This window comes from Streptomyces sp. P3 (assembly GCF_003032475.1).
Lineage (GTDB): Bacteria > Actinomycetota > Actinomycetes > Streptomycetales > Streptomycetaceae > Streptomyces.
Genome location: NZ_CP028369.1, coordinates 1769840 through 1781779, shown reverse-complemented (window position 1 = coordinate 1781779; position 11940 = coordinate 1769840). Strand labels below are relative to the sequence as shown.

The 11940-nt window shown below is 66.9% G+C and carries 6 protein-coding genes; 5 read left to right on the top strand and 1 reads right to left on the bottom strand.

Annotated elements, in window-relative coordinates:
* Positions 1-88: 88 nt before the first annotated feature.
* The gene (locus C6376_RS07945) at positions 89-733 is read left to right on the top strand and encodes a DUF433 domain-containing protein (protein WP_107448840.1); all 645 of its coding nucleotides are present in this window, start codon (positions 89-91) and stop codon (positions 731-733) included.
* Positions 730-1200 carry a DUF5615 family PIN-like protein gene (locus C6376_RS07940; protein WP_107442764.1) on the top strand — a complete coding sequence of 157 codons (471 nt, stop codon included), beginning with the start codon at positions 730-732 and terminating at the stop codon, positions 1198-1200. The genes C6376_RS07945 and C6376_RS07940 overlap by 4 nt, the downstream gene beginning before the upstream one ends.
* Positions 1201-1227: 27 nt before the next feature.
* Here C6376_RS07940 and C6376_RS07935 read toward each other — a convergent pair whose 3' ends face one another.
* Positions 1228-2031 carry a hypothetical protein gene (locus tag C6376_RS07935; protein WP_107442763.1) on the bottom strand — a complete coding sequence of 268 codons (804 nt, stop codon included), beginning with the start codon at positions 2029-2031 and terminating at the stop codon, positions 1228-1230.
* A gap of 543 nt (positions 2032-2574) precedes the next feature.
* Between C6376_RS07935 and C6376_RS07930 the strand changes: the two genes are divergently transcribed.
* The 3 genes from C6376_RS07930 to C6376_RS07920 all read left to right on the top strand — a co-directional run bounded on the left by C6376_RS07930 (position 2575) and on the right by C6376_RS07920 (position 11934).
* Positions 2575-4230 carry a serine/threonine-protein kinase gene (locus C6376_RS07930; RefSeq protein WP_107442762.1) on the top strand — a complete coding sequence of 552 codons (1656 nt, stop codon included), beginning with the start codon at positions 2575-2577 and terminating at the stop codon, positions 4228-4230.
* Between the two features lie 130 nt (positions 4231-4360).
* Positions 4361-7624 (top strand): DISARM system SNF2-like helicase DrmD, encoded by a 3264-nt coding sequence (drmD, locus tag C6376_RS07925; protein ID WP_107442761.1) that lies wholly within the window; start codon positions 4361-4363, stop codon positions 7622-7624.
* On the top strand, positions 7624-11934 hold the full coding sequence (locus C6376_RS07920) for a DNA methyltransferase (protein ID WP_107442760.1): 4311 nt from the start codon (positions 7624-7626) through the stop codon (positions 11932-11934). The genes drmD and C6376_RS07920 overlap by 1 nt, the downstream gene beginning before the upstream one ends.
* Positions 11935-11940: the final 6 nt, after the last annotated feature.

Genomic DNA, 11940 nt, shown 5'->3' with positions numbered 1-11940 from the left:
CTTCGGTTTCTGTGCCGAGTGGCCTCCAGGAGAATGGGGTACGTTCAGGCCGATATCGATGGGGGCGGAAGACGGAAGGAGGCACGCGGTGTCGTACGAACCTAAACTCGCCGCGGCTCTTTCCGGCGCGACTCTGCGCCAGCTGTCCCACTGGCGCCGAGCCTCCGGACCCAAGGGCGCCGTGCTCGTGCCCGAGATCTCCAGCGAGAGGCCGATCCTCTACTCGTTCCGCGACGTTGTCGCACTCCGCATCTGTGTGCAGCTGCGCGAAGAGGCTTCGTTGCAGAAGATCCGCCGTGCGCTGAACACGCTTCGAGAAGACCTCGGCGAGTCGGAGCACCTCTCCTCGTACAAACTCGTCGCGGGCCCGGACACGATCTATCTGGCCGAGCCCGACCACGCCGTAGACCTGATCAAGGGTGGCAACGTGGTCATCCACCAGATGGTGGATGTTCTCGCGCCCTTCTATAAGGACGGCCGCAGCATTCCAGCTCTGCTCACCCCCCGTGAGCACGTCGCGGTCGACGAGTCGGTCCGCGGCGGAGAACCGGTTATCCAAGGCACCAGGATCCCGGCGTCAGATGTCGCCGCCCTCGTAAGAGACGGCATCCCGCCGGACCAGATCGGTGAGTTCTACCCAGGCGTGACGGCCGAGGCCGCCCGGGACGCCGCCGACTTCAGTGAGTACGTCGACAGCTATGGCAGCAGCGAGCCCCGGCAGGTCGTTGCTTGAAACTGCTGCTCGACGAGAACGTGCCCCGCCCCATGGCCGAGATTGTGCACATCCTGCTGAAGGCACATGAAGTCGTCCACGTCCACGACCTCAAGGGCTGGACGGGCACGAAGGACATCGAGCTGTACGCCAAGGCCAAGGCCGACGGCTTCGAGGTCGTCATCACCAACGACACCAAGCAGCTCAGTCGGCCACTCGAAGTGGCGGCCATCGCACAGTCGGGCCTGCATCGCATTGAGTACCGCCAGAACAACAAGCATGGTGGCCTGGTGGGTCTGGGCACGGCAATCGCCACTGTCTGCGCGGCCCTTCCTCATGCCCTGTCCGAACTCGAAGCAGCTGACGGCCAGCGTCTCGTCTCTCTGACGTCGATCGACCCGACCCGGCAGAAGCGTCTTCAGATCACGGACCCAGCCGTCGCCCCGCCGAAGCACTGGCCGGGGCGTGATTCGGCCGCTGAGTCCTGACAGCATCGCCGCCTGTGTTTCGTCTCATCAAGACTCACTGCCGAGCTCTTCCTGGAGCTCGGCGATGCGCCGTTGGGTTGACGCCGCGTTCTTCTGCTGACGGGTCAACTTCGCCTCGGCGGCTGCCAGTTCTTGGGCGAGCCGCTCTCGATCAGCTGCCGCCCGCTCACGGATGGTCCCATCATCGCGATATGCGGGCCCTACCCGCTCACTGCTCACTACGCCGCGACGCTCTCCGCACTCTGGGCAGTCGACGACGCGGGCGGAGACGCGGGTGTTCTCGCGATGCTGAATGTAAGGCACCACGTGGTCGCAACGGAGAGTGAGATCCCAACTATCGAGGTCCTTCTTGCGTTCCTCTCGTGAGGGCCAGGAAGCGAACAGCCTGGCGAGCTTCTCCACCTGCTTCGGCCCCATCGGCGGTGGCGGGCAACAGAAACAGCAGTGCGTTACCCGAGAACCGCTGACGGTCCACCGGGCGGCCCGGCAGTCGGTGTGCCGCTGGCGGAACTTCTGGTTGGCTTCCTCGTATTCGCGCTTCTCCGCCTCGGACAACTTCATGAGGGGTGGCCAGCTCCCCAGCTCATCCGTCATGGGCAGCCCGCAACCGCGGCAGGGCTCACCGGCCACGTACTCCGCCCAGCTGAGGCGTGTACCTTCTCGCTCCCACTGCTCATCCCGCTCACGGCGCCGCCGGTCATCCGCTTCGGCTTCGAGGGCTGAGCGCAGAGCACGCTTGGCGGCTCGTTGCCGCTTTTGCTCCTCCGTGAGCTTGGCCATGGGCTTCACCTCTCGCTGCACCGTGTTCTCGTGCACGACCGTGTAATCCATGCTGGCGTGGCCACCCCGTGCGCCGACTGCCCGTGTGCCGGATGACGACTTGTGACCGGACCTGGATCGCAAGCGGCCTTCAGGCGACTGGTGTCGTCTGGAGCGGACAGCCGGAGGTTCCCGATTTGATACGTGGTCAGGAGCCGCACTGTAGAGAGCACGGACAACAGGGCACACGACGCAAGGGCCAATCTCGCCAGCCCGCGACCTGCCCCGAACCCGTGCGTGCGGCGCGTCTGTGAAAGTCCCCAGCACTCTGTCCCGTCCCCTTGAGGCGTAGCACCGTGAGTCGTATACCGCTCCTGAGGGCAGGGAACTCTCGTGGGGCAGGGCGCTGGTGAAGGATTCGGTAGCTTCGAGACTTTCGGTTTACTCGTCCGCTCCCCGGTCCTCTCGTGCTGACCTAGGATCGTCAGCGACCATGCACCCACCGTGACGGTTCGGGACGGACCGGGTGCGTACACACCTTGGGGAGGCCCCGTATGGCTCGGCCTCTCCGCGACCACCGGCAACCCGGGGCGACAAAAGGGCGCGGGGAAGACGATGAGGGACCATCACCTGACGAGGGGCGAACTGATCGACGGCCGCTACGAGCTGGCGGAGCTGCTCGGCAGAGGTGGCATGGGCGAGGTGTGGGCGGCGTACGATCAGCGGCTGGACCGGTCTGTGGCGGTGAAACTGCTGACGCCACGGACGGCTGTCTCCAAGACGCCGCGCAGGCTCGATCCGCAGGACCCCGCCGTCGTCCGTTTCACCAGAGAAGCGCGACTGATGGCCAAGCTGGAGCATCCGTACGTACCGGTCATCCATGATGCAGGCACCCATCGAGCGAGTCGGCTCTATCTGGTCATGCAGCGCGTGTACGGACACACGCTGGACCGGTTGGTGGCCCAGCGCGGACCCTTTCCCGTGGAGTGGGCCGCCGCAGTGGGCGCCCAGGTGTGCTCCGTGCTGGTTCAAGCTCACGGACGCGGCTTCGTCCACCGGGATCTGACGCCCCGCAACGTGATGCTCACGACAGATGGCACGGTACGCGTCCTGGATTTCGGTATCGCCACCGCCCTGCAACCACCGGACGGGCCACGGTTGACCGACGCCGGCATGGTGGCCGGTACTCCGGGCTTCATCTCTCCAGAGCAAGGCAAGGGGCAGGCGGCCACTCCCCTCAGTGATCTGTACGCACTGGGGTGCGTGCTGTACGAGATACTGGGCGGACGACCGCCGTTCACGGCCGACGAGCCACTGGCCCTGGTGGTCCAGCACATCGCCGATACTCCAGTACCACTGGAACGGCTGCGTGACGACGCACCAGCCGAACTGTGCTACCTGGTCTCCCGCTTACTTGCGAAGCGCCCGGAGGACCGGCCGGCGGACGCAGCCGAAGTCCGGGAGACCCTCGCGCCCTGGGCCGAGCAGGCGGTGCCGAAGGCCGCCCGCGGCGGAACGCCGAGGCCCGGCAAGGCCACCGCGCGCCTGCCGCACGATGGCAGCGACCTTCCGAACGATCCTCCTTCGGACAAAGCGCACGCATCCGTTCCGGAGCACGCCCCGGCCCCGCTCGCAACTGCACAACCTTCCGTTCAGCCAGCGCAACCGCCGTCCACCTCCGGGGCCGGGTCGCCCGCGGAGTCGGCGGACCTGCGCGAGCGCGCGCAACGTCTTGCGGCAGAGGGACGGTTGTCACAGGCACTGGAGCTGCTGGGCAGGGATCTCAACGAGGTGCTGCCCCGTTTCGACTCCTCCCATCCGGAGGTCGTCTCCCGCCGACTGGCCATCCTCCGGTTGCAGTTCGAAGGGCAGGAACTGCAAGCGGCACGCGAGGGCTGCCTGGAGCTCGCGGAAACCCTCGTGTCGACCCGTTCCGCGCCGGACGCGGACCTCGCGGCTTGCCGGGTGATGGCGGCCCGCTGCCTTGGCCGGCTCGGGCACAACTCCGCCGCCCTCCTGGAGCTTCGCGAGGCACTCGATCTCCAGAAGGAGGTGCTTCCCCTGCTGGATCCGGAGGTGTTGGAGACCCGCCGGGACATCGCCACCCTCCTGGCGGGCTCAGGCTCGGCTGGTGAAGCCCTGGAGGCTCTGCGCCACCTCGCCGACGACCAACGGACCGCGCTGCCTCCCGACCATCCCGCCCATGCCGAGGTGGAGCGTCTGGTCAGCCGCCTGGGCAGACTGACCCGCGCGCTCCGCCTCCCGCAGTGACCCGCCGACGCCCCGTCCACAACCAGGAGAGAAAGTATGTGATCTAGGTCAACGCACGAATCGCTCGTCAGTATGAGGCACTCCGGTAGGCACCGCCGTCTCGCCCATAGTGATAGTGGAGGATGTCCGCATGCCCGGAACCACCCGTACTTCCGAAGCCTCCGCAATCGTCGCGCCGCCGAAGGAGAATGCTCTCGTCCAGGTGCGCGGCCAGAACTGGGTGGTGTCCGGAGTCGAAGCCGCCCCGGCCGGCGATGTCACTGTGGTGCATCTACAGTCTGTTGCCGATGGCCGCTACGGCGACACCCTCTCCGTGATATGGGAGGTCGAGCCGGGGCGCCGCGTCCTCCCCGCCGGCTCCCTTCCCGACGCCTCCACCGGAGCGTTCGACCAGCCGGAGCAGCTCGCGGCCTTCCTCGACGCCGTCCGCTGGTCCGCCGTCGCTTCCGCTGACGTGAAGACGCTCCAGGCCCCCTTCCGGTCAGGGGTGGCCATCGAGCCGTACCAGCTGGAACCGGTCGCTCGCGCCGTCGGCGCCCCCCGCGTCAATCTGCTGCTCGCCGACGATGTCGGCCTCGGTAAGACCGTGGAGGCCGGACTGGTCGCCGAGGAGCTGCGGCTGCGCGGCCGGGCCCATCGCGTCATGGTTGTCTGCCCAGCGGGGCTCACCCTCAAGTGGCGCGACGAGATGGCCGACAAGTTCGGCCTCGACTTCACCGTGGTCGACTCTGCCTGCTGCGCCGAACTGCGCCGCACGCACAGCAGCGCCGCCAACCCGTTCCGAGTGTTCCCCTTGACCATCGTCAGCCTCCCCTGGTTGCGCACGCCCAAGGCGCAGCGGCTTATCGACGAGGTGCTACCCCCGGGAGGGTCGACGGAGCTGCCGGGACGCCCCGGGCGCCGTACCTTCGATCTGCTGATCCTGGACGAGGCACACCATGTCGCCCCGAGCGCGCCCAAGCAGATCTACGCCGTCGACTCCCAGCAGACCAAGCTGATCCGGCGCCTGGCCCCCCATTTCGAGCACAGGCTCTTCCTCTCCGCCACCCCGCACAACGGCTACCAGGAGTCGTACACGGCTCTGCTGGAGCTGATCGACAACCAGCGCTTCTTCCGCGGCGGCGAGCCGGACAAGGCCGCCCTCGACGACACCGTCGTACGACGTCTGAAGACCTCCGTGACCGACGAGGAAGGCAACCCCCGCTTCCACGTCCGCGAGTCGAAGGCGCTGCCTGTCGAGTACCCCGACACCGAGCGCGAGATCCACGCCCTCCTCACTCGCTACGCAGAACTGCGCAAGAAGCGGGTCACCCCCGACCGGCGCGGCGGCCGGAAGGCCGTCGACCTGGTCACCCTGCTGCTGAAGAAGCGGCTGTTCTCCTCTCCCGCCGCCTTCGCGCACACCGTCGGTGTCCACCTCGAATCGGTACGCGCCAAGGCGAAGTCAGGCGGAAAAAAGGAGGTTCCGGCCCCGGTCGAGACCCCGCTGTGGATCACGCAGTACGAGGATTACGCCGCCGAGCTCGACGACGAGGAGCTGGCCGAGGCCGAGCACGACGCGATCACCCGCGCCGCCACGGTCACCCCGGGATCTTCCGAGGAAGAGGCCGAGCTGCTGGAGCGGATGGCCCGCTGGGGCCAGGCCCACCAGGCGTCCCCTGACGCCAAGGCCAAGGAGCTCGTCAAGACCCTCAAGGCCATCTGCCTCACCGGCGGGAACTGGGGGAACGAGCGGGTCGTTGTGTTCACCGAGTACCGCGACACCCAAGACTGGCTGTTGAACCTGCTCCAGCAGGAGGGCCTGGCCCAGGAGGGCCTGGCCCAGGAGGGCCGCGTCCTCACCCTCCACGGCGGGAAGAATGCCGAAGAGCGTGAGCAGATCCGGCTCGCCTTCCAGGAACAGCCCACCAGCCCCGAGGGCACGGTACGCATCCTCGTCGCTACTGACGCCGCAAGCGAGGGAATTGACCTCCAAGATCATTGTCGACATTTGATCAACTACGACATCCCGTTCAACCCCAACAAGCTCGAACAGCGCATCGGCCGCATCGATCGCTACGGCCAGCGATACAACCCGCAGATCATGCACTTCGTCGGCGCCGCCTGGGACAAGGCCAGGACGGACGTGTACGAGGCCGACCTGGAGTTCCTCGCCCGCATCGCGCGGAAGGTCGCGCAGATGGAGGAGGACCTCGGCGAGGTCAACGCCGTACTCGCTGAGAAGGTACAGCTGCGGATGACGGGCCAGCTCAGCGACTTCGACATCGAGCACGCCCGAGCGAAGAAGATCAAGGGTCGTCCCACAGGCGGCAAGGTGGACGCCGAACAGAACGTCACCGACCAGGTGCGGCGGCTCAGCACCCAGCTGAAGCAGACGACCGTGGAACTCGGCATCACCCCGGATCGGGTCGCCCGCGTGGTGAATACTGCGCTGAACCTGGCCCGCCAGCAGCCCCTCGTACCGTGCCTCGACGAGAACGCGCCGTCCGAGGACGACTTCCGGCAGGGCCTGTACACCGTGCCACCGCTGACCGGCTCGTGGGAGCGCGCCACCCGCGGCCTGCCCGACAAGCTCCGCCCCGACGTCCTTCGCCCGGTCACATTCGATGCGCGAGCAGCTTCGGGGCGCCCCGACATCGTGCTGGCCCATCTGAACCATCCGCTGGTAGCCATGTCGACGCGGCTGCTGCGCGCGGCCGTCTGGAACGCGGACAACGTCGACCTGCGCCGGATCACGGCCGTCGTCAGCGACGACCCCGCCCTGGAGACCACGTTCGTCGGCGCGTACGCCCGCTTCGTGCTGGTCGGCACGGACGGGCAGCGCCTCCATGAGGAGATCCTGCACGCGGGTGGCTGGCTCGGCGACAACGGCTGGCAGCGTCGGCTGCGCGGAGTGGAGGCGGTCGCCTCGATCCTGGACCGCGCGCTCACCGAGGGCCGCCCCGCCAAGGAGCGCCTGCTCCACCGGCTCCAGCAGAGCTGGCCGAAGACGTACGAGGGCCTCACCCAGTCCGTCGACGCGCGCGGCAAGGAACGCAAGGTGTCCCTGATGGACCGGCTGGCCGAGCGCCAGGCCGATGAGGAGCAGCGCATCAACGCCACCCTCGACCGTCTCCAGCGCACTCTGCGGAACCGGCTCGGCGAGACCTCCTCCGCTACGGCGGCCTCCCCGACGGGCGGGATGGACACGCTCTTCGGCCTGGACGAGCTGAAGGATCCCGACGAACGCCGCCAGCTCGCCGACGACCGCAAGCGCTGGCGGGCCCGGCTCGACGGCGTGGAGGACGAGCGCGAGCGCGAACTCGCCGCGATCGCCGCCCGCTACCGCGAGCCGCAGGACCATCTCTTCCCCGTCGCCGTCGTCTTCGTCATCCCCGCCAAGGAGGCATACTGATGAGCTCCGCGCCGCGCTCCGGAAGCCGCCGCCCCTCCGCCGCCGCAATCCGTGCCGCGAAGGCGTCCGACGGCAAGCAGCAGCACCTGGACTGGCTGAACCTCGTCGAGGTGTCCGGCCCGTTCCTCACCCTGCCGGTCCTGCTGCGCAGCTGGCCACAGCTGGAAGGCGTGCCCAGCGGGCGCCGCGCCGACATCCGCCTCCACCACGGCATCTGGCAGGACGACCGCAAGGGCGCCGGCCGCCTCAACTGGATCGACTTCCAGCTGCGCGCCCTGCTGGAATGGGACGACGCCCTGCATCTGCGCGAGGGCGCCGGACAGTTCGGCGACAACGGCGAAAGCCTGGCCGAGGACGACACGCTGCTGGACCGGTTCGCCGTCAGCCCGCCCGGGTCCGACACCACCGTCCGCCCCGACTTCGCCCTCGTCCGTCCCGGAACCGACCCCACCGCCGAACCGGATACTGCTGGCACCGCCCAGCATGTACCGATCCTCGGCCTGGTCCTCCCGCCCGACACCGTGCCGACCCGCCGTATCAAGGACGACTCCTGGGCGGCGAGCGGAGTCGACCGGCTCGCCCACGTCCTGCGCCACCATGGCGTCGAGCTGGGCCTGGTCACCGACGGCCGTTGGTGGTCCCTGGTCTGGGCACCCCCCGGCGGCGTCACGACGAGCGCCACCTTCGACACCATCGCCTGGAATGAGGCGGCCGACCTGGTGGCGGTCCGCGCCTGGGTGTCCCTCCTCCGCCGCGGTCGGTTCTTCGGACGCCCGGTGGACGAACTGCTCCCTGCGCTGCTGCGCGAGAGCCTGGACGGTCAGGAAGACGTCACCGAGGCGCTCGGCATCCAGGTCCGTCAAGCCGTCGAACTCCTGGTGGACTCCATCGGCCGCGCCGAGGCCCGGATGGTCAAACGCGGCGGCAAGGGATTGTCAGGCGTACCGGCGAGCGAGGTCTACCGGGGCGCCGTTGCGGTCATGATGCGCGTCGTTTTCCTCCTCTTCGCCGAGGAACGGGGCCTGCTGCCCGCGGACAACGAGCTTTATGCGGACGCGTACTCGGCTGGCCGGCTGTACGAGACGCTGGACAAACGCCGCCGCGCGGACGGCGAGGACTCCCTGGACCACACCACCGCCGCCTGGCACCGGCTGATCGCCCTCTTCCACGCCGTCCACGGCGGAGTGGACCACCCGCTGCTCACATTGCCCGCGTATGACGGCTCGATCTTCGACCCGAAGCGCTTCCCCTGGTTGGAGGCAGTCCCGGAGGGCGCGGACGCCACGGGCGACGACGCCACGCGGGCCGCTGACGGCCACACCTCCCTCCTCCCGATCGACGACCGCACCGTCCTACACGTCCTCGACTCGGTGCAGTTCGTCGTCGTCAACAGGGAGCGGCGCCGGCTGACCTTCCGCGCCCTCGACGTCGAGCAGATCGGCTACGTCTACGAGGGCCTCCTCTCGTACGACGGCAAGCGCGCCCAGGACACCGTGCTCGGGCTCATCGGCAAGCCCGGGTTGGAACACGAGGTGAGCCTGACCGAACTGGAGGAACTGGCTGCCCCGTTCGGAGTGGGCGCACGCGCCGTCTCCGGTCAGAAGCCCGATCTCCCTGGCCTGTCGAAGAAACTGTACGAGCACTTGAAGGACCCCAGGCCGCCAGCTGCGGCGTCGAAGATGGAGAAGCTGCTCGCCCCTGGAGACGACCAGGTGCGGGGCAAGGCGACCCACCGCCTGCTCGCGGTCACTGAGAACGACCGCGACCTGGCCGAGCGAATCCTCCCCTTCCACGGCCTCCTCCGCGACGACCTTCGCGGTCTGCCGGTGGTGATCCCGGAAGACGGCTTGTACGTCACAGAGTCCCGCCTCCGCAAGAACACCGGCACCCACTACACGCCGCGTGTCCTGGCCCAGCAGGTCGCAGTGGGAGCACTGGAGCCACTCGTCTACCGTCCGGGCCCGCTCCAGACGGCGGACGACAAGCAGTGGAAGCTCATCGGCGCGGACGACATCCTGAAGCTCAAGGTCGCCGACATCGCGATGGGTTCGGCCGCCTTCCTGGTGGCCGCCTGCCGGTACCTTGCGGACCGTCTGGTCGACGCCTGGGTCGAGGCAGAGGACGAGGAGGCCCTAGCGTTCCGTGGAAGCCACCGCGACCAAGCGGGCGCGATGACGGCGGCGGACGCGGAGAGCGACCCGGTAATGGTCCGCGCCCGGCGCCTGATCATCGAACACTGCCTGTACGGGGTGGACATCAATCCCATGGCGGTGGAGATGGCCAAGCTGTCGCTGTGGCTGATCTCCATGGACCCGGGACGACCGTTCACGTTTCTGGACGACCGGTTGGTGGCGGGGGACTCGCTGTTGGGTATCGCCAACCTGGAGCAGATCGAGAGCGTTCATCTCGATCCGAAGGCGGGCCGCAAACTCCACCGGGGAGCCTTCGAGGAGGGGTGGACCGAGCGTGCGCGTGCTCGCGTCCACGGCGCGGCAGACAACCGGCAGGCCATCGCCGGAATCCAGAGCGACACCATTGCCGACCTGGATGAGAAGCGGCGCCTGCTCGCGGCCACCAACGAACACCTGCAACGCCTGCGGCTGATCGGCGACCTCACGACGGGGGCTGGTCTCGCCTCAGCGGGTGGCGGGGACTCATTGCAGAGTGCTACCTACATCCAGGCTGCGGAGCTGGCCGGCATGGTCGCCTCGGAGTCGGTCCGGGACTCCGACCCCGTGATTCACGACGCGCGGAGGCGAGCTCTGGACTGGCTGAGCAAGGATCTCCCCACAGACGGCTTCGTTCGCCTCCCCGTGCACTGGCCTCTCGTCTTCCCCGAGGTCTTCGAGCCGGACCAGAGCGGCTTCGATGCCATCATCGGCAACCCTCCTTTCCTCGGCGGCCAGAAACTGACGGGGGCGCTCGGGCAGGCATACCGCGAGTACCTCGTGCTTGGGCTGGGGCGAGGGCAGCGAGGTAGCGCGGACCTCGTCGCATACTTCGAGCTCCGGGCCCACCAGTTGCTCAGCGAGCGCGGCCAGACGGGCCTGATCGCTACCAACACCCTTGCCCAGGGCGACACTAGGGAGGTCGGCCTTGACCAGCTACTCGACGACGGCATCGAGGTACGCCGAGCAGTAAAGAGCGCTCGCTGGCCTTCGCGGTCTGCGGCGCTGGAGTACTGCGCTGTGTGGACCACCAAGCCGGGTTTGGGTGCGGAAGCCACTCGGGTGCTGGACGGCGTCGCGGTCCGGGGTATCACTTCGTCGCTTGATCCGCGGTCTCGGGTTTCGGGGCGGCCGTACCGTCTGGTAGCGAACAAGGGCCAGTCGTTCCAGGGGTCCAACGTGCTGGGGAAGGGCTTCATCGTCACCCCTGAACAGGCCCACGACCTCATCCAACGTGACCCTCGCAACAAGGACGTCCTCTTCCCCTACCTCAACGGCGAGGACCTCAACTCCCGCCCAGACTGCTCAGCCAGCCGCTGGGTGATCAACTTCCATGACTGGAGCGAGGAACGGGCCCGGGGATACCCCGAAGTATTCGCCATCGTCGAAAGAGACGTGAAACCGATCCGCCTTCGCGTTACACACAGCAAGAATGCCCGAGAGCGCTGGTGGCTCTACGAAAGAAGCCGTCCTGAGCTCTACAGGGCGATTGCGGATCTCGATCGTGTCCTGGTGGTAGCACGGGTGAGCCGAACGGCCATGGCGACCATCGTGCCCACGGGTCAGGTATTGAACGAGAAGATCGTTCTCTTTGCTAGTGACCGTGTTGATGTAATGGCCCTGCTGAACTCAAGTATTCACGTACTATGGGCATGGAAATATTCGGCGACTTTGAAATCTGACCTTCAGTACACTCCGTCCGATTGCTTTGAAACATTTCCCATGCCGCAACATCTCCCTCTCTTGGAATCTCCCGGAAAGAACCTGAGTGAAAATCGCACTGTAATCATGCGGAACCGAGAATGCGGCCTCACGAAACTTTATAACCTGGTCAATGATCCACAGGTTTCTGCTAGTGACATAAATAAGCTCCGTGAGTGCCATAAAGCTGTCGATGAGGCGGTTGTTGAAGCTTACGAATGGGGCGACCTTGACCTCGGTCATGGATTCCACGAAACCCGCAATGGGGTCCGCTTCACTGTCGCTCCAGTTGCGCAAAATGAGATCCTGGACAGACTCCTTGAGCTCAACCACACGCGATTCAATCGAGAAACAGATGCGGCAAGCCGTGAACGACTGGAGCAATCACTGATGCGCGACAGCGAAGGAGTCGTCGCACTCCACGGGGATACCCTGTTCTGAGAAGTA

Coding starts and splice junctions, on each gene's coding strand:
- C6376_RS07935 (WP_107442763.1), bottom strand. CDS start 2,031: ATGGATTACACGGTCGTGCACGAGAACACGGTGCAGCGAGAGGTGAAG.
- C6376_RS07930 (WP_107442762.1), top strand. CDS start 2,575: ATGAGGGACCATCACCTGACGAGGGGCGAACTGATCGACGGCCGCTAC.
- drmD (WP_107442761.1), top strand. CDS start 4,361: ATGCCCGGAACCACCCGTACTTCCGAAGCCTCCGCAATCGTCGCGCCG.
- C6376_RS07920 (WP_107442760.1), top strand. CDS start 7,624: ATGAGCTCCGCGCCGCGCTCCGGAAGCCGCCGCCCCTCCGCCGCCGCA.